The organism is Pseudomonas sp. B19(2017), from assembly GCF_002113165.1.
Taxonomy (GTDB): Bacteria; Pseudomonadota; Gammaproteobacteria; order Pseudomonadales; family Pseudomonadaceae; genus Aquipseudomonas.
The window spans coordinates 315,742-332,073 of the sequence record NZ_NEJR01000002.1; the positions used below are offsets into that span (position 1 = coordinate 315,742).

20 protein-coding genes are annotated in these 16,332 nt (G+C 63.3%); 9 read left to right on the top strand and 11 right to left on the bottom strand.

The annotated features are described in order from the left end of the window. Nucleotides 1-5: 5 nt before the first annotated feature. Nucleotides 6-740 (bottom strand): peptidase C39 family protein, encoded by a 735-nt coding sequence (locus tag CAF70_RS04490; RefSeq protein ID WP_085622116.1) that lies wholly within the window; start codon nt 738-740, stop codon nt 6-8. Nucleotides 741-906: 166 nt separating this feature from the next. Here CAF70_RS04490 and CAF70_RS27635 point away from each other — a divergent pair, with 166 nt between their 5' ends. Further along, nucleotides 907-1,083, top strand: coding sequence for a hypothetical protein (locus tag CAF70_RS27635; protein ID WP_178076347.1), 177 nt, complete (start codon nt 907-909; stop codon nt 1,081-1,083). A 130-nt stretch (nt 1,084-1,213) separates the two neighbouring features. On the opposite strand, the gene CAF70_RS04495 is transcribed toward CAF70_RS27635, so the two are convergent. Continuing rightward, nucleotides 1,214-1,966, bottom strand: coding sequence for a TerC family protein (locus CAF70_RS04495; protein WP_019096844.1), 753 nt, complete (start codon nt 1,964-1,966; stop codon nt 1,214-1,216). Nucleotides 1,967-1,995: 29 nt separating this feature from the next. Further along, nucleotides 1,996-2,235: a hypothetical protein gene (locus tag CAF70_RS04500; protein ID WP_085622114.1), complete on the bottom strand. Its 240-nt coding sequence runs from the start codon at nt 2,233-2,235 to the stop codon at nt 1,996-1,998. Between the two features lie 133 nt (nt 2,236-2,368). Between CAF70_RS04500 and nhaR the strand changes: the two genes are divergently transcribed. The 3 genes from nhaR (at nt 2,369) to CAF70_RS04515 (ending at nt 5,467) form a co-directional block, all read left to right on the top strand. Further along, nucleotides 2,369-3,262 (top strand): transcriptional activator NhaR, encoded by an 894-nt coding sequence (nhaR, locus tag CAF70_RS04505; RefSeq protein ID WP_085622112.1) that lies wholly within the window; start codon nt 2,369-2,371, stop codon nt 3,260-3,262. Between the two features lie 166 nt (nt 3,263-3,428). Further along, nucleotides 3,429-4,640: a serine/threonine transporter SstT gene (gene sstT / locus CAF70_RS04510; RefSeq protein WP_085622110.1), complete on the top strand. Its 1,212-nt coding sequence runs from the start codon at nt 3,429-3,431 to the stop codon at nt 4,638-4,640. 179 nt (nt 4,641-4,819) lie between these two features. Continuing rightward, a complete protein-coding gene (locus tag CAF70_RS04515) occupies nt 4,820-5,467 on the top strand; it encodes a YceH family protein (protein ID WP_085622108.1) in 648 nt (215 codons plus the stop codon). A 4-nt stretch (nt 5,468-5,471) separates the two neighbouring features. On the opposite strand, the gene CAF70_RS04520 is transcribed toward CAF70_RS04515, so the two are convergent. From CAF70_RS04520 to CAF70_RS04560, 8 genes are all read right to left on the bottom strand, one after another. Beyond that, complete coding sequence (locus tag CAF70_RS04520) at nt 5,472-5,660, bottom strand: hypothetical protein (protein ID WP_013973178.1); 189 nt, start codon at nt 5,658-5,660, stop codon at nt 5,472-5,474. A gap of 169 nt (nt 5,661-5,829) precedes the next feature. After that, complete coding sequence (gene ahpF, locus CAF70_RS04525; RefSeq protein WP_085622106.1) at nt 5,830-7,392, bottom strand: alkyl hydroperoxide reductase subunit F; 1,563 nt, start codon at nt 7,390-7,392, stop codon at nt 5,830-5,832. Nucleotides 7,393-7,516: 124 nt separating this feature from the next. Continuing rightward, nucleotides 7,517-8,080: an alkyl hydroperoxide reductase subunit C gene (gene ahpC / locus CAF70_RS04530; RefSeq protein ID WP_004375926.1), complete on the bottom strand. Its 564-nt coding sequence runs from the start codon at nt 8,078-8,080 to the stop codon at nt 7,517-7,519. Between the two features lie 269 nt (nt 8,081-8,349). Then, a complete protein-coding gene (gorA, locus tag CAF70_RS04535) occupies nt 8,350-9,705 on the bottom strand; it encodes a glutathione-disulfide reductase (RefSeq protein WP_085622104.1) in 1,356 nt (451 codons plus the stop codon). Between the two features lie 97 nt (nt 9,706-9,802). After that, the gene (gene galU / locus CAF70_RS04540) at nt 9,803-10,642 is read right to left on the bottom strand and encodes a UTP--glucose-1-phosphate uridylyltransferase GalU (RefSeq protein ID WP_085622102.1); all 840 of its coding nucleotides are present in this window, start codon (nt 10,640-10,642) and stop codon (nt 9,803-9,805) included. A 298-nt stretch (nt 10,643-10,940) separates the two neighbouring features. Further along, nucleotides 10,941-11,855, bottom strand: a complete 915-nt coding sequence (locus CAF70_RS04550) for a c-type cytochrome (RefSeq protein ID WP_085622098.1) — start codon at nt 11,853-11,855, stop codon at nt 10,941-10,943. Then, nucleotides 11,852-12,502 carry a cytochrome c gene (locus CAF70_RS04555; protein ID WP_085622096.1) on the bottom strand — a complete coding sequence of 217 codons (651 nt, stop codon included), beginning with the start codon at nt 12,500-12,502 and terminating at the stop codon, nt 11,852-11,854. The genes CAF70_RS04550 and CAF70_RS04555 overlap by 4 nt, the downstream gene beginning before the upstream one ends. A gap of 77 nt (nt 12,503-12,579) precedes the next feature. Next, nucleotides 12,580-12,939: a hypothetical protein gene (locus CAF70_RS04560; protein WP_085622094.1), complete on the bottom strand. Its 360-nt coding sequence runs from the start codon at nt 12,937-12,939 to the stop codon at nt 12,580-12,582. Nucleotides 12,940-13,099: 160 nt separating this feature from the next. On the opposite strand from CAF70_RS04560, the gene CAF70_RS04565 reads away from it, so the two are divergent. The 5 genes from CAF70_RS04565 to modB all read left to right on the top strand — a co-directional run bounded on the left by CAF70_RS04565 (nt 13,100) and on the right by modB (nt 16,331). Continuing rightward, nucleotides 13,100-13,402, top strand: a complete 303-nt coding sequence (locus tag CAF70_RS04565; RefSeq protein ID WP_013973185.1) for a DUF1883 domain-containing protein — start codon at nt 13,100-13,102, stop codon at nt 13,400-13,402. Between the two features lie 6 nt (nt 13,403-13,408). Continuing rightward, on the top strand, nt 13,409-13,579 hold the full coding sequence (locus tag CAF70_RS27640; protein ID WP_166674275.1) for a hypothetical protein: 171 nt from the start codon (nt 13,409-13,411) through the stop codon (nt 13,577-13,579). A 44-nt stretch (nt 13,580-13,623) separates the two neighbouring features. Continuing rightward, the gene (locus CAF70_RS04570; protein WP_085622092.1) at nt 13,624-14,712 is read left to right on the top strand and encodes a nitronate monooxygenase family protein; all 1,089 of its coding nucleotides are present in this window, start codon (nt 13,624-13,626) and stop codon (nt 14,710-14,712) included. Between the two features lie 180 nt (nt 14,713-14,892). After that, complete coding sequence (modA, locus tag CAF70_RS04575; protein ID WP_085622090.1) at nt 14,893-15,651, top strand: molybdate ABC transporter substrate-binding protein; 759 nt, start codon at nt 14,893-14,895, stop codon at nt 15,649-15,651. Next, nucleotides 15,651-16,331, top strand: a complete 681-nt coding sequence (gene modB, locus CAF70_RS04580) for a molybdate ABC transporter permease subunit (protein ID WP_085622088.1) — start codon at nt 15,651-15,653, stop codon at nt 16,329-16,331. Before modA ends, modB begins: the two co-directional genes overlap by 1 nt. Nucleotide 16,332 lies beyond the last annotated feature (1 nt).

Here is a 16,332-nt window from a genome sequence, read left to right on the forward strand (position 1 = left end):
AAAAGCTATTTGTTCAGGCTACTCACAGCCTGCTTCGCCGCAATTTCCTGCCCCGCCCGGGCCAGTTCATCCGCAGCCTGCAACCAGCGCTGGCGGTCCACCTGGGCCGGCAGTTGCCGTGGTGGCTGCACCAGCACCGCCCAACTGCCAAGTTTCGCCCACGCCGAGGCGAAGGCATCGAACCCCATCACCTGCCGCCGGTGCATGCCCGAGCGCAACAGCACCCGCTGCTTGTAGCGGTCGTAGCCGATCAGCACGGCATACCGTGGCTCGCTCCACCAGGCCGAACCCTCCTCGTAACGCAGCAGCACCGGGTTGCCCGCCGCCACCTGGGTCAACAGTGCGTCCAGTTGCTTGTCCAGCGGATACACCACCATGCCGTAGTCGCGCGCCACCCGGGGGATGCCCGTGTCCAGCGCCTCGGCGCCCTGAGGCAGGTCCAGCGGTTTGTCCAGCAGCCCCGGCGTGATCGGTGCCCCTTGTTGCGACAGCACCGCCGCCAACGCCATGGCCCCGCTGTGGTTGGCGTTGCCACGGTAGAACGGCACGCTGCTGATCTCGACCCGCTGCGGCAGGCCCTTGAGGTTGTTGGAGGGTGCGCTGGCACAACCGGCCAGGCTGGCCGCTACCAGGCAGGCCGCCAGCAGCCGACGGGGGGTGGTCTTGAAGGAATGTTGCTGCATGGACACTCGCTTGCTCCAACGCCAGGCAGGCAGCGCCCGGCTCTGGCCACCGATCATAGGTCGGACAGCGGCGCGGGTATAGTCCGACACCGGTTAGGAGCGAATCGGACCAAGCAATAGACCTTTGGTCAATGGAACGTCACAGGCGAAAGGCTAGACTAAAGCAGTGTCTGGAAGGCCAGCGCCGGCTGACCGAGCGTGGCCTGTAGAGATGGAGGCACAGATGAGCCTGACCCTGGCAATCCTCATGCTGTTGGGCATGTGGCTGAGCGTCGCAGCCGCCATGCTGTGGGGTGTACTGCGTATCGTGCGGCGTCATTCTCACCACCACCTGCCACCGCAGGTCCCCGCCAAGCCACAGCCTGTGCGCCGGGAGCGGCGGCATGCCGGGGTGCACTGACTCCAGGTTTCCTTGACCCCGTTCGCGGGCTTGCCCGCTCCCACAGGGACCGCGTCAGCCAGATAGCTACGCGGTCCCTGTGGGAGCGGGCAAGCCCGCGAACGGGGCGCAAGCGCCCCGCTGTTTCACATCAACCTTCAGCCGCCTCACGCTTCAACCGCGCCCGACGAGCGAGGATGTTGAGGATTTCGATCGCCGTCGAGAAGGCCATGGCCGCGTACACATAACCCTTCGGTACATGGGCGCCAAAACCTTCGGCAATCAGCGTCATGCCGATCATGATCAGGAAGCCCAGGGCCAGCATCACCACGGTCGGGTTGTCGTTGATGAAGTTGGCCAGCGGGTCGGCGGCCACCATCATGACGATCACTGCGGTGATCACGGCAATGATCATGATCGGCAGGTGCTCGGTCATGCCCACGGCGGTGATGATGCTGTCGACCGAGAAGACGATGTCCAGCAACAGAATCTGGAAGATCGCTGCGGCAAAGCCCAGGGTAACCGTCGACGACACCTTGGCTTCTTCCTTGGCGCCGTGCGGGTCGACGTTTTCGTGGATTTCCTTGGTCGCCTTCCACAGCAGGAACAGGCCACCGGCAATCAGGATCACATCCTTCCACGAGAAGGCGTTGCCGAACACTTCGAACACCGGGTCGGTCAACTGGACGATCCAGGCCACCGTGCTGAGCAAGGCCAGGCGCATGACCAAGGCCATGCTGATACCGATACGGCGCGCCTTGGAGCGGTACTCCACCGGCAGTTTGTTGGTCAGGATCGAGATGAAGATCAGGTTGTCGATACCCAGTACAACTTCCATGGCCACCAGGGTAGCCAGGGCAACCCAGGCGGTGGGGCTAGCGGCGAGTTCCAGCAAGTATTCCATTGGTCAAATCCTGCAGCAGCGGTTGGGGGTCAGATTTCCTGGGTTTCTTCTTTCTTGTCGGCGTCCTTGGGCTTGTGCCCTTCGCTGCCGATGGCCTCGCTCAACGCCTGCTGCGCGGCCTTGTTGGTGTCGTCGATGGCCTGCTTGGCCGACTGTGCGGCCTGGTCGAGCATCTGCTGGGCAGATTTCTCGGCCTGTTCGCAACCGGCCAGGGTGAACAGGGCCAAGGCCAGCACCAGCGGCGTGCCGATGGATTTGAGTTGCAGCATGGGTTCCTCGCTTGTCGATAGTCCGGCGGCGCACAGGGCGCCTGATGGAGCCGCATTCTAAAGAGCGTAATACATCAGGAAAATTCGTTTTTTCAGCGGTTATACTTCGGTTTTTACGAATCCGGAAAACCCGATGCTCAACTATCGGCAATTGCACTACTTCTGGGCCGTGGCCAAGACCGGCAGCATCGCCCGCGCCAGCGAACAGTTGAACCTGACGCCGCAAACCATCAGTGGGCAGATCAGCCTGTTCGAACAGACCTACGGCCTGGACCTGTTCCAGCGCGTCGGGCGACAGCTGGAACTGACCGAAACAGGGCGACAGACGCTGAGCTATGCCGAGCAGATGTTCCAGCTGGGTGGCGAACTCGAAGCCATGCTGCGGGCCGGCCCGCAGGAGCAGATCCTGTTCCGCGTGGGCGTGGCGGACGTGGTGCCCAAGTCCATCGTCTACCGCCTGCTGGCGCCGACCATGGAGCTGGACGATGTTCTGCGCATCAACTGCCGCGAAGACAAGCTCGAACGGCTGCTGGCCGACCTGGCGATCCAGCGCCTGGACCTGGTGATTTCCGACAGCCCCATGCCCAGCCATCTGGACATCAAGGGCTATAGCCAGAAGCTGGGCGAGTGCGGGTTGAGCTTCTTTGCCACCCCGGCGCTGGCGCAACGCCTGGAAGGCCCCTTCCCCGCCTGCCTGCAGGATGCGCCATTGCTCATTCCCGGGCAGGAAACCGTGGTCCGCAGCCGCCTGCTGCGCTGGCTGGCCGAGCAGCAGGTGCAGCCGCGGATCGTGGGCGAGTTCGATGACAGCGCCTTGATGCAGGCATTCGGGCAGTCGGGCAGCGGCATCTTCGTCGCGCCCAGCGTGATCGCCGAGGAAGTGTGCCGCCAGTACGGCGTGGCGCTGATCGGGCAGACCGAGGCCGTGCACGAGTCGTTCTATGCCATTTCGGTGGAGCGCAAGGTCAAGCACCCGGGGATCGTGGCGATTACCGAGGGCGCGCGGCGGGAGTTGTTTCACTGGTGACCGAGATGGCCTCTTCGCGGGTAAACCCGCTCCCACAAGATCTCCACAGGTTTCGAATACCGCGATGAACCTGTGGGAGCGGGTTTACCCGCGAAGAGGCCGGAACAGTCCTGCAAGGCTCTATGGTAAAGTCCCGAACTTTCCAGATTCCGAGACCCCGCTGCACATGACCCCCGTCCTTCGCTTCCTCAATCGCACCAGCCTGGTGACGCAGATCGTCATCGGGCTGATCGCCGGCATCGCCCTGGCCCTGCTTGCGCCCGCCATCGCCCGGGACATGGCCTTCCTCGGGAAAGTGTTCGTCAGCGCCCTCAAGGCGGTGGCACCCGTGCTGGTGTTCATCCTGGTAATGGCCTCGATCGCCAACCACCGCCACGGCCAGGAAACGCACATTCGCCCGATCCTCTGGCTGTATCTGCTGGGTACCTTTGGCGCCGCGGTAGTCGCCGTGGTCGCCAGCATGCTGTTCCCGTCCAACCTGGTGCTGAGCACCGGCGACGCTACGCTGAGCGCGCCGGGCGGTATCACCGAGGTGCTGCAGAACCTGCTGCTGAGTGCGGTCGACAACCCGATCAACGCCCTGCTCAACGCCAACTTCATCGGCATACTGACCTGGGCCATCGGCCTGGGCGTGGCCCTGCGCCATGCTGGCGAAACCACCCGCACCGTGGTCGAGGACCTGTCCAACGGCGTGACCCTGATCGTGCGCGTGATCATCCGCTTCGCCCCGCTGGGCATCTTTGGCCTGGTCAGCGCCACCCTGGCCCAGTCGGGCCTGGACGCCCTGCTCGGCTACCTGCACCTGTTGGCGGTGCTGATCGGCTGCATGCTGTTCGTGGCGCTGGTGATGAACCCGCTGATCGTATACTGGAAAATCCGCCGCAACCCGTACCCGCTGACCCTGCTGTGCCTGCGTGAAAGCGGTATCACCGCATTCTTCACCCGCAGCTCGGCGGCCAATATTCCGGTGAACCTGGCCCTGTCGGAGCGCCTTGGCCTGCATGAGGACACTTATTCGGTATCGATCCCGCTGGGTGCGACCATCAACATGGCCGGCGCCGCCATCACCATTACCGTGCTGACCCTGGCGGCGGTGCATACCCTGGGTATTCCGGTAGACATGCCAACCGCTGTGCTGCTCAGCGTGGTGGCGGCGGTGTGTGCCTGCGGCGCGTCGGGTGTGGCCGGCGGCTCGTTGCTGCTGATTCCGCTGGCGTGCAGCCTGTTTGGCATCCCGAGCGAAATTGCCATGCAGGTGGTGGCGGTGGGCTTCATCATCGGCGTGCTGCAGGACTCGGCCGAAACGGCGCTGAATTCCTCGACCGATGTGCTGTTTACTGCAGCTGCGTGCCAGGCCGAAGAGCAGCGCACCGCTTGAGATTGCCGGGGCCGCTTTGCGGCCCTTTCGCCGGCAAGCCAGCTCCCACAGGTACAGCGCCGGCCTGTGGCATTGTGCAGTACCTGTGGGAGCTGGCTTGCCGGCGATGATGCCAGTGATTGCTTAAGCCAGGCGCTTTACCTAGGCTAGTGGCCTTTCCCCAGCAATGAGACAGGGCCATGTCAGAACACGAAACTGCCGGCGAAGGCCGCTTCAACAGCATCGAGATCCGTATTCTCGGCGCGCTGATCGAGAAGCAGGCCACCAGCCCGGAAAGCTACCCGCTGACCCTCAATGCCCTGGTCCTGGCCTGCAACCAGAAGACCAGCCGCGAGCCGGTGATGAACCTCACCCAAGGCCAGGTCGGCCAGGCCCTGCGCGCCCTCGAAGGGCAAGACATGACCCGCCTGCAGATGGGCAGCCGCGCCGACCGCTGGGAACACCGGGTGGACAAGGCGCTGGAGCTGGTGCCCGCGCAACTGGTACTGATGGGCCTGATGTTCCTGCGCGGGCCGCAAACCCTCAATGAGCTGCTGACCCGCAGCAACCGCCTGCACGACTTCGACGACACCGAGCAGATCCAGCACCAACTGGAGCGCCTGGTGTCGCGCGGCCTGGCCTTGCACCTGCCACGCCAGGCCGGCCAGCGCGAAGACCGTTACACACATGCCTTGGGTGACCCGGCGGAAATCGAGGCGATCCTGGCTGCACGGCAGCAGGAAGGTGGTGCACGCAGCAGCGGCGGCACTGTGTCGGAAGAACGCATCGAAGCCCTCGAAGCCCGCATCGCGGCGCTGGAGGCACGCCTGGCAGAGCTGGAAGGCTGAGCCGTCACGGCTCGGGGTCGGGGAAGTTGCGGCAGCTCTTGCGCTCGGCCAGCTCCCGGTCACTGGGGCGCTGGTCAACGAACACGGTACGGCCGTCGGCATAGATTTCCAGGTAGCCCCAGTGCAGGTCCTGCTCTTGCTGCCCGGGCTTTGGGGGGACTAGCCACCAGGGTTCGCGGCTTATCAGGGTCATGGGTGGGATTCCTGAGGGTGTCTGCAGTAATCATAGACATCCTCGGGTTCACCTTTGTCAGTTCTGACGCATTCGCGGGCATGCCCGCTCCCACAGGATTCTTCACAAATCTCAAGACCTGTGCAGTACCTGTGGGAGCGGGCATGCCCGCGAAAGGGCCGGTACAGGCTTACGCCGGTGCCGAAGTGCGGATCAGGTGGTCGAAGGCCGCCAGCGATGCCTTGGCCCCCTCACCCACCGCAATCACGATCTGCTTGTACGGCACAGTCGTCACGTCACCCGCCGCAAACACACCGTGGATGCTGGTCTGGCCCTTGGCATCGACGATGATCTCGCCACGCGGCGACAGCTCGACGGTGCCTTTGAGCCAGTCGGTGTTCGGCAGCAGGCCGATCTGCACGAAGATGCCTTCCAACGCCACTTCATGCTGTTGGTCGGTGGTGCGGTCCTTGTAGCGCAGGCCGGTCACTTTCTCGCCATTGCCCAGCACTTCGGTGGTCAGCGCACTGGTGATCACCTTCACGTTCGGCAGGCTGTGCAACTTGCGTTGCAGTACCGCATCGGCACGCAGCTGGCTGTCGAACTCGATCAGCGTTACCTGGGCGACGATACCGGCCAGGTCGATGGCCGCTTCCACACCCGAGTTGCCACCACCGATCACTGCCACGCGCTTGCCCTTGAACAGGGGGCCGTCACAGTGCGGGCAGTAGGCCACGCCACGGGCGCGGTATTCCTGCTCGCCCGGCACGTTCATTTCGCGCCAGCGGGCACCGGTGGCCAGGATCACGGTCTTGGCTTTGAGCGAGGCGCCGCCGGCCAGACGTACTTCGTGCAGGCCGCCATCAGTGGCCGGGATCAGCGCTTCACCGCGCTGCAGGTTCATGATGTCCACGTCGTACTGCTTGACATGCTCTTCCAGCGCCGTGGCCAGCTTCGGCCCTTCGGTTTCCTGTACCGAGATGAAGTTCTCGATGGCCAGGGTGTCGAGCACCTGGCCGCCGAAACGCTCGGCCGCAATACCGGTGCGGATGCCTTTACGTGCGGCATAGATGGCTGCCGAGGCGCCGGCCGGGCCACCGCCGACCACCAGCACATCGAAGGCGTCCTTGGCGTTGATCTTCTCGGCCTGACGAGCACCGGCGTTCGTGTCGATCTTGCCGAGGATTTCTTCCAGGCCCATGCGGCCTTGGCCGAACACTTCGCCGTTCAGGTAGATGCTCGGTACCGCCATGATCTTGCGCGACTCGACTTCACCCTGGAACAGCGCGCCGTCGATAGCCACGTGGCGCACGTTGGGGTTGAGCACCGCCATCAGATTCAGCGCCTGGACTACATCCGGGCAGTTCTGGCACGACAGGGAGAAGTAGGTTTCGAAGGTGAATTCGCCTTCCAGTGCCTGGATCTGCTCGATCACTTCGGCACTGGCCTTGGACGGGTGGCCGCCGACTTGCAGCAATGCCAGCACCAGCGAGGTGAATTCGTGGCCCATGGGGATGCCGGCGAAGCGCAGGTTTATGTCGGCTCCCGGGCGGTTCAGCGAGAACGAGGGACGACGGGCATCGCTGCCGTCCGCGCTGAGGGTAATCAGGTTCGACAGGCTGGCAATTTCCACCAGCAGGTCGTGCAATTCGCGGGACTTCGCGCCGTCGTCGAGGGAAGCAACGATCTCGATCGGCTGGGTGACCCGCTCCAGGTAGGTTTTCAGTTGCGATTTAAGCGTGGCGTCCAACATACGGGCGATTCCTTTTTCAAAACTCGGATACAAAAACGCCCAGGCGAGGTCGCCCGGGCGTTTGACGGGGCGGTGAGTACTTCAGCTTTGGCGGCTGCTTACCGCCCGCGACTGGTGCACAGTCTTAGATCTTGCCGACCAGATCCAGGGATGGGGCGAGAGTGGCTTCGCCTTCTTTCCACTTGGCTGGGCAAACTTCGCCCGGGTGAGCGGCAACGTACTGGGCAGCCTTCACTTTGCGCAGCAGTTCGGCAGCATCGCGGCCTACACCACCGTCGTTCAGCTCGACGATCTTGATCTGGCCTTCCGGGTTGATCACGAAGGTACCGCGATCGGCCAGGCCGGCTTCTTCGATCAGCACGTCGAAGTTGCGCGAGATGACGTGGGTCGGGTCACCGATCAGCGGGTACTGGATCTTGCCGATGGTGTCCGAAGTGTCGTGCCAGGCTTTGTGGGTGAAGTGGGTGTCGGTGGACACGCCGTAGATTTCCACGCCCAGCTTCTGGAACTCGGCGTAGTTGTCAGCAAGGTCGCCCAGCTCGGTCGGGCAGACGAAGGTGAAGTCGGCCGGGTAGAAGAACACGACAGACCACTTGCCTTTCAGGTCGGCTTCGCTGACCTGAACGAACTCGCCCTTGTGGTAGGCGGTGGCGTTGAACGGTTTGACCTGGCTGTTGATGATTGGCATGAGAGACGCTCCTTCATGGGGTTGGAAACAGTTGACGGAGAGAATCCTAACCGCTGGTCCCGATAAAGGCTCATTGGCAAAGCTCATGCTTTTGATTGGTTTTGGCTATAACCGGGGTTTATTAATAGAAGGGAATGGGCTGAGCAAAGGATTGCGCAGGTATTCAAGGGCTTCATCGCCAGCAAGCCAGCTCCCACAGGTACAGCATAGGCCTTGAGACTTATGCAATACCTGGGGGAGCTGGCTTGCCGGCGATGAGGCCAGTGGCATCAGCGGGTGGCTGTGCGCATGGTCACGAACTCTTCGGCCGCGGTCGGGTGCACGCCAATGGTTTCGTCGAACTGTTGCTTGGTTGCACCGGCCTTCAGGGCGACGCCCAGGCCCTGGATGATCTCGCCGGCGTCGGGGCCAACCATGTGACAGCCCAGCACCTTGTCGGTCTCGGCATCGACCACCAGCTTCATCAGGGTCTTTTCCTGGATATCGGTCAGGGTCAGTTTCATCGCACGGAAACGGCTTTCGAACACCTGCACCTTGTGCCCGGCCTCCAGCGCCTGCTCCTCGGTCAGGCCCACGGTGCCGATGGGCGGCTGGCTGAAGACGGCGGTAGGGATGTTCTGGTAGTCCACCGGGCGGTATTGCTCGGGCTTGAACAGGCGCCGGGCCACGGCCATGCCTTCGGCCAGCGCCACCGGGGTAAGCTGCACGCGGCCGATCACGTCACCGATGGCCAGGATCGACGGTGCGGTGGTCTGGTACTGGTCGTCAACGCGAATGAAACCGCGCGCGTCCAGTTCCACGCCGGTGTTTTCCAGGCCCAGGTTGTCGAGCATCGGGCGGCGGCCGGTGGCGTAAAACACACAATCGGCGACCAGCTCGCGGCCGTCGTTTAGCGTGGCCTTGAGGCTGCCGTCCTCGAGCTTGTCGATGCGCTGGATGTCGGCGTTGAACTGCAGGTCGAGGCCGCGCTTTTCCAGCTCTTCCTTCAGGTGCGTGCGTACCGAACCGTCGAAGCCGCGCAGGAACAGGTCGCCACGGTACAGCAGCGTGGTAGCCGCCCCCAGGCCCTGGAAGATGCCGGCGAACTCGACGGCGATGTAGCCACCGCCCACCACCAGCACCCGGCGTGGCAGGTCCTTGAGGTAGAAGGCTTCATTTGAGGTAATGGCCAGTTCCTTGCCCGGGATGTCCGGCACCTGTGGCCAGCCGCCGGTGGCGATGAGGATGTGCTCGGCGGTGTAGCGCTGGCCTTCCACTTCCACTTCATTGGCACCGGTCAGGCGCGCATGGCCCTGCAGCAGGGTGACCCCGCTGTTGAGCAGCAGATTGCGGTAGATGCCGTTAAGGCGCTCGATTTCCCGGTTCTTGTTGGCGATCAGGGTGCCCCAGTCGAAATGCCCTTCTTCGAGGGTCCAGCCGAAACCGGCAGCCTGCTCCAGTTCGTCGGCAACGTGCGCGCCGTACACCAGCAGTTTTTTCGGCACGCAGCCCACGTTGACGCAGGTACCGCCCAGGTAGCGGCTCTCGGCCACTGCCACCTTTGCGCCGAAGCCGGCGGCAAACCGCGCCGCACGCACACCGCCGGACCCGGCGCCAATCACGAACAGATCAAAATCGTAGGCCATGTATTCACTCTCCTAGGCAGGCGCCCAGCATAACGCCGTTAGCCGCCGCAAACAAAAAAGCCACCCCGAAGGGTGGCTTTCAGGCCAGCAGGACTTATCAGTAAGCCTTGCCAGTCTTGTAGTAGTTCTCGAAGCAGAAGTTGGTCGCGTCGATGTAGCCTTCAGCGCCACCGCAGTCGAAACGCTTGCCCTTGAACTTGTAGGCGATCACGCAGCCGTCCTTGGCCTGTTGCAGCAGGGCGTCGGTGATCTGGATCTCGCCGCCCTTGCCAGGCTCGGTATTGGCGATGATGTCGAAGATGTCCGGGGTCAGGATGTAGCGGCCGATGATCGCCAGGTTCGACGGGGCGTCTTCGGGCTTGGGCTTCTCGACCATATTGGTCACGCGGTAAATGTCGTCACGGATCATTTCGCCGGCGATCACACCGTACTTGTTGGTTTCCTGCGGGTCGACTTCCTGGATGGCAACGATCGAGCAGCGGTACTGTTTGAACAGCTTGACCATCTGGGTCAGTACGCCGTCACCTTCCGGGTTCACGCACAGGTCGTCCGCCAGCACCACGGCGAACGGCTCATCGCCGATCAGCGGGCGGCCAGTGAGGATGGCGTGGCCCAGGCCTTTCATTTCGGTCTGGCGGGTGTAGGAGAACGAGCACTCGTCGAGCAGGCGACGGATACCGACCAGGTATTTTTCCTTGTCGGTGCCCTTGATCTGGTTTTCCAGCTCGTAGCTGATGTCGAAGTGGTCTTCCAGAGCACGCTTGCCGCGCCCGGTGACGATGGAGATCTCGTTCAGACCGGCATCCAGTGCCTCCTCAACGCCATACTGGATCAGTGGCTTGTTGACCACCGGCAGCATTTCCTTTGGCATGGCTTTGGTAGCAGGCAGGAAGCGGGTGCCGTAACCGGCTGCCGGGAACAAGCATTTTTTGATCATATACGTCCTTACAAAAGGCTAGGCCTGTGGAATTCGGCGCAGTCTAATCAGGCGGCAGTCACCTTACAATGCCCCCACCCGTGCCGACCGATTGCATGATAGAGATAACCCAGTGTAGATAGTTCCGGGGGATCGTAAATATTGCTGTCATCAATGACCATTGGATGACAGGGATGCGCTTGCCTGTGCCGGCCTCTTCGCGGGCTTGCCCGCTCCCACAGGTACTGCACAGTATCAAGACCTGTGGCGATCCTGTGGGAGCGGGCAAGCCCGCGAAGAGGCCGGCACAGGCCATAGATCAACTACCAGTGCCCTGCCCGATCAGCACCCCATCGACCTTCTGCCCATACAGGTTAACGCCGTCATTGGCATGGAACTTCACCCGCGTCTTCTCGATGGAGCCTTCCACCAGCCGCGGATCCTGGGGCCGTTCATGGCGGTTGATCCAGGCCGCCACATCCCAGGCCTGCTGATCACTCAGGCTGCCCGGCTTGCCCAGTGGCATGTTGTACTTGATGAACGACGCCGCGGTGTTGATACGGTGCATGCCGGCGCCCCAGTTATAGGAATCCTTACCCCACAGCGGCGGCATCACATACTCGCCCGCCACCTTCTGCCCTTCACCATTGTCGCCGTGGCAAATCGCACACTGCTCGCGATAAACCTGCTGGCCGCGTTTGAAGTCGTACCCGCCCTTGGGCTGCGGCACCTCGGGGTATCCGCGCCCGGCAATCTCCACACCGGTAGGGGCCTTGGTCGACAGCCAGTACGAATACACCGCCAGCGCGGTCATCTGCGGGCTATCGGCAGCAGGTGGCTTGCCGTTCATGCTGAACTGGAAGCAGCCCTGGATACGCTCGGCGTAGGTGTTGACCTTGTCGTTTTTCTTGCGGTACGCAGGGTACATCGGGTACGCCCCCCACATCGGCGCGGAATGCGCCAGCCGCCCCTGGTCAAGGTGGCAGTTGCTGCAGTTCATGCCGTTGCCGACGGCCTCGGGCATCAGCCTGCGGGTGTCGACGAACAGGGCATGGCCCTCGCGCACCATCTTGCCAAAGGCATTGTCAGGCAACTCGCTTTCCGCTGGCGGCACGAACTGTGGCGCAGCCTGCACGCCAGGCACTTTCAACTGCGACTGGTCTTCCATGGCGATCTCGGCGGCCTGGGCGCTGCCCACGGCCAGCAGCAACAGGGCTGGAATCATCGGTTTCATGGCTTGACCTCCTGGCTGGCGGGGTGGGCGAAGAACTCGGCAACGGCCTTGATCTCGTCATCGGTCATGGCTTTGGCCACACCGACCATCAGCTGGTTGGGGTCATTGCTGCGGGTGCCGTCACGCCAGGCGTTGAGCTGCGCCACCAGGTAACTGGCGGGCTGGCCGGCCAAGGGCGGGAAGTGTTCGCCAACCCCGCCGCTGCCCGGGCCATGGCATTGCACACAGCCAGGAATCTGCCGGCTCCAGTCGCCGTACAGGGCCATGCGGGTGGTGGGGTCATCGGCAATCTGCTGGCGACGCAGGTCGCGTGCGGGGTCTGCCGGCAGGCTGGCCAGGTAGCTGCTGACCGCCTTGATCTCATCCTCGCTCAGGGCCTTGGCAAGCGGCTCCATCACTGCCTGCTTGCGGCTGCCACTGCGCCAGTCATGCAATTGCTTGCTGAGGTAGGCGGCCGGTAGCCCGGCCAGGCGCGGGAAGCCGGCAGCGGCAATGCCCTTGCCGTCCGGGCCATGGCAACCCAGGCAAGCCATGGCGGCGGGGTTGGCCCCGCCCTGGGTGAAGACTTTCTGGCCATCGGCGGCATGCGCCGTGGGCCAGGCCAGGATCAGCAGGCTGCCGATCACGGCGCGACTCAACGGTGTCATCACGAATCTCCTTTTCTATTGTTATAAGCTTAGGCTTAAAACATATAAGCAAAAGGAGCGCGATCAGTTGCCCTGGATCAACTCCCGGAGATGCATTGGGTGGCTGCGGTGCGCACGTCGCCCAGGCGCAACGGGAAGTTGTTCAGCCGCTCGTACAGTTTGATGCTGCTGCCGCTGCCCCGCTTGTCGATGTCCACCAGCGCCGCCGGGCCCACACCCGAGCTGATCTTCTGCGGCACGATCAGCCGCAGGCCATCGCCACGCGGCTCTTCCACCAGCGGGTCGCGGGTATCGGCCAGCTTCTGCTTGATGCAATCGGCATATGCGCGCGGGGACTTGCCGGAGATCACATCCAGCGTTTCACGCGATTGTTCCAGTTCCGTAACACTCACACAGCCACCCAGCGTCACCGCCAACGCCGCCACCATCCACTTCATTTGCAGCACCTCTGCCTTCAAGAATCCGCTTCGACCACGACCAGGCGGTTTTGCTCCCTGCTTTGGCAGATTTATCTGCGCCTGGCGGAACAGCGCGGCAGTCTAACCCGACATCGTGGTATCGTTTGCCTTTGCAGAACCAATCCTTGCGGAGCATCACATGAAATTCGTACACCAGCGCGAGCACCTGAACGAGGACGACATCGTCGTCATCGAGTGCTCCCAGCGCTGCAATATCCGCCTGATGAACGACGCCAACTTCCGCAGCTTCAAGAATGGCGGCCGTCACACCTATCACGGCGGCCATTTCGACAAGTTCCCGGCGAAGATCACCGTGCCCAGCACCGGTTTCTGGAACATCACCATCGACACCGTGACCACCCGCCCGATCTCGGTTACCCGCAAGCCGACGTTGACCCACAAGATCAAGATCATCCGTCGTTCGTCGTCGAAACTCAGGTAAGGCCCCATGACCCAGACCACCAAATACGTCATCAAGTACAAGCTCGACGGCCAGCGCCGCTGGGATTTCGCGCTAATGCCCGATGCTTCCCACGAACAAGCCCTGGAAGCGCTGCGCAAGATTCATGGTGAAGACGCCGAGAAGATCAGCGACATCCAGGTCAGCAAGGCCTTGTAGATACCCGCCCCCGCCGCACCACTCGCCCGCGCAAGGAGAACCGCATGAGCCACTGGCCCGACCGCCGCATCCTCGACCTGCTGGGCATCGAGTTGCCCATTCTGCAAGCGCCCATGGCCGGTGCGACGGGCTCGGGCATGGCCATCGCCGTGGGCCTGGCGGGCGGCCTGGGCGCCCTGCCCTGCGCCATGCTCACCGGCGACCAGGTGCGCGCCGAGATCGCCGCCTTCCGCGCCGGCTGCCCGGGCCGCCCGCTGAACCTGAACTTCTTCTGCCACCAGCCGCCAGCGCCCGACGCCGAGCGCGATGCACGCTGGAAGCAGGCGCTCGAGCCCTATTACAACGAAGTGGGTGCCGACTTCGCTGCTCCTACGCCGGTGTCCAACCGCGCGCCTTTCGACGAACAGAGCTGCCAGCTGGTCGAGCAACTGCGCCCGGAGGTGGTGAGTTTCCACTTCGGCCTGCCCCAGGCAGACCTGCTGCAACGGGTCAAGGCCAGCGGGGCCAAGGTACTGTCCAGCGCCACCACCGTCGAAGAAGCCGTGTGGCTGCAGCGCCACGGCTGTGATGCGATCATTGCCATGGGCTACGAAGCGGGCGGCCATCGCGGCATGTTCCTCAGCGACGACATCACCAGCCAGATAGGCACCTTCGCCCTGGTGCCGCAGGTGGCCGATGCGGTCAGCGTGCCGGTGATTGCCGCCGGCGGCATTGCGGACCACCGCGGCCTGTTGGCGGCGCTGGCCCTGGGTGCTTCGGCCGTGCAGATCGGAACGGCTTACCTGTTCTGCCCTGAAGCCAAGGTCTCGCCGGCGCATCGCCAGGCCCTGGACAGCGCGCCTGCCAGCGACACGGCGCTGACCAACCTGTTCACCGGCCGACCGGCGCGTGGCATCAACAACCGCATCATGCGCGAGCTGGGGCCGATGAGCGACCTGGCGCCGCGCTTCCCGCTGGCCGGGGGGGCATTGATGCCTTTGCGAGCGATTACGGATCCACAGGGCAAGAGCGATTTCAGCAACCTGTGGTCGGGGCAGGCGTTGCGGCTGGGCAGGCATATGCCGGCGGGTGCGTTGACCCGGGAGATTGCCGAAAAGGCGCTGGCAGTAGTCGGGCGCCAGGTATCTGCATAAGCAGGCTCGGCCTCTTCGCGGGCACAGGTTCACCACTGGTTTTGAATGCTGCGCAGTACTGTGGGAGCGGGCAAGCCCGCGAAGAGGCCTGACCTGCCCATGCATAATCCTGCCCCTTCCCGGCCCCTGGCCTATCGCTATATAGTTAAGGATATAACGATACCCCCAAGGAGCTGCTCGATGCGTATCCGCCCTTCCTGTCTGGCCGCCACCGCCCTGGCCAGCCTGCTCGCCTTCAACACTGCCTGGGCCGGGGAAGTCCAGGTCGCGGTCGCAGCGAACTTCACAGCCCCCATCCAGGCCATTGCCAAGGCCTTCGAAAAAGACACCGGCCACAAGCTGGTCGCGGCCTACGGCGCCACCGGCCAGTTCTACGCACAAATCATGAACGGCGCGCCTTTCGAGGTATTCCTCGCTGCCGACGACAGCACCCCGGCCAAGCTCGAGCAGGAAAAGGCCATTGTCCCGGGCTCGCGCTTCACCTACGCCATCGGCACCCTGGCCCTGTGGTCGGCCACACCCGGCTATGTCGACGCCAACGGCGAAGTGCTGAAGAACAACACATTCAGGCACCTGTCCATCGCCAACCCGAAAACCGCACCTTACGGCCTGGCCGCGACCCAGGTGCTGGACAAGCTGAACCTGACCGAAGCCACCAGGCCCAAGCTGGTCGAAGGGCAGAACATCACCCAGGCATTCCAGTTCGTCTCCACCGGCAACGCCGAACTGGGCTTTGTCGCCCTGTCGCAAATCTACAAGGACGGCAAGGTCGAGAGCGGTTCGGCCTGGATCGTCCCCTCGTCGCTGCACGCGCCTATCCGCCAGGACGCGGTGATCCTCGAAAAAGGCAAGGACAACCCCGCCGCCAAGGCCCTGGTCGACTACCTGAAAGGGCCGAAAGCCGCGGCGGTGATCAAATCCTACGGTTATGAAATCTGATGCCGCTGGACGCCAGTGACCTGGGCGCCATCTGGCTGACCGTGAAACTGGCCAGTCTGACCACCCTGATCCTGCTGATCGTCGGCACGCCCATTGCCTGGTGGCTGGCGCGCACGCGCTCGTGGTTGCGTGGGCCGGTGGGCGCGGTGGTGGCCTTGCCGCTGGTGTTGCCCCCCACGGTGATCGGCTTCTACCTGCTGATCGCCCTCGGCCCGCATGGCTGGCTGGGCCAGGCGACCCAGGCGCTGGGCCTGGGCAGCGTGGTGTTCAGTTTCACCGGGCTGGTGATCGGCTCGGTGATCTACTCCATGCCCTTCGTGGTCCAGCCGCTGCAGAACGCCTTCGGCGCCATTGGCCAGCGCCCGCTGGAAGTGGCCGCCACACTGCGCGCCAGCCCCTGGGACAGCTTCGTCCACGTGGTGCTGCCGCTGGCCCGGCCAGGCTTCATCACCGCCAGCATCCTCGGCTTCGCCCATACGGTGGGTGAGTTCGGCGTGGTGTTGATGATTGGCGGCAACATCCCCGACAAGACACGCGTGGTCTCGGTGCAGATCTTCGACCATGTAGAGGCCATGGCCTATTCGCAAGCACACTGGCTGGCCGGCGCCATGCTGGTGTTCTCGTTCCTGGTGCTGCTCCTGCTGTACGCTGGACGCCGCGGCAAAGCCGGTTGGAGCTGAA

Bases quoted from the DNA above. Each gene is read 5' to 3' on its own strand.
- gorA (WP_085622104.1), bottom strand. From the start codon at position 9,705: ATGGCCTACGATTTTGATCTGTTCGTGATTGGCGCCGGGTCCGGCGGT.
- CAF70_RS04490 (WP_085622116.1), bottom strand. From the start codon at position 740: ATGATCGGTGGCCAGAGCCGGGCGCTGCCTGCCTGGCGTTGGAGCAAG.
- modA (WP_085622090.1), top strand. From the start codon at position 14,893: ATGCGTATCCGCCCTTCCTGTCTGGCCGCCACCGCCCTGGCCAGCCTG.
- CAF70_RS27640 (WP_166674275.1), top strand. From the start codon at position 13,409: ATGACCCAGACCACCAAATACGTCATCAAGTACAAGCTCGACGGCCAG.
- nhaR (WP_085622112.1), top strand. From the start codon at position 2,369: ATGCTCAACTATCGGCAATTGCACTACTTCTGGGCCGTGGCCAAGACC.
- CAF70_RS04495 (WP_019096844.1), bottom strand. From the start codon at position 1,966: ATGGAATACTTGCTGGAACTCGCCGCTAGCCCCACCGCCTGGGTTGCC.
- CAF70_RS04565 (WP_013973185.1), top strand. From the start codon at position 13,100: ATGAAATTCGTACACCAGCGCGAGCACCTGAACGAGGACGACATCGTC.
- CAF70_RS04520 (WP_013973178.1), bottom strand. From the start codon at position 5,660: ATGACCCTGATAAGCCGCGAACCCTGGTGGCTAGTCCCCCCAAAGCCC.
- CAF70_RS04515 (WP_085622108.1), top strand. From the start codon at position 4,820: ATGTCAGAACACGAAACTGCCGGCGAAGGCCGCTTCAACAGCATCGAG.
- CAF70_RS04570 (WP_085622092.1), top strand. From the start codon at position 13,624: ATGAGCCACTGGCCCGACCGCCGCATCCTCGACCTGCTGGGCATCGAG.
- CAF70_RS27635 (WP_178076347.1), top strand. From the start codon at position 907: ATGAGCCTGACCCTGGCAATCCTCATGCTGTTGGGCATGTGGCTGAGC.
- CAF70_RS04555 (WP_085622096.1), bottom strand. From the start codon at position 12,502: ATGACACCGTTGAGTCGCGCCGTGATCGGCAGCCTGCTGATCCTGGCC.
- ahpC (WP_004375926.1), bottom strand. From the start codon at position 8,080: ATGCCAATCATCAACAGCCAGGTCAAACCGTTCAACGCCACCGCCTAC.
- CAF70_RS04500 (WP_085622114.1), bottom strand. From the start codon at position 2,235: ATGCTGCAACTCAAATCCATCGGCACGCCGCTGGTGCTGGCCTTGGCC.
- CAF70_RS04550 (WP_085622098.1), bottom strand. From the start codon at position 11,855: ATGAAACCGATGATTCCAGCCCTGTTGCTGCTGGCCGTGGGCAGCGCC.
- galU (WP_085622102.1), bottom strand. From the start codon at position 10,642: ATGATCAAAAAATGCTTGTTCCCGGCAGCCGGTTACGGCACCCGCTTC.
- CAF70_RS04560 (WP_085622094.1), bottom strand. From the start codon at position 12,939: ATGAAGTGGATGGTGGCGGCGTTGGCGGTGACGCTGGGTGGCTGTGTG.
- modB (WP_085622088.1), top strand. From the start codon at position 15,651: ATGCCGCTGGACGCCAGTGACCTGGGCGCCATCTGGCTGACCGTGAAA.
- ahpF (WP_085622106.1), bottom strand. From the start codon at position 7,392: ATGTTGGACGCCACGCTTAAATCGCAACTGAAAACCTACCTGGAGCGG.
- sstT (WP_085622110.1), top strand. From the start codon at position 3,429: ATGACCCCCGTCCTTCGCTTCCTCAATCGCACCAGCCTGGTGACGCAG.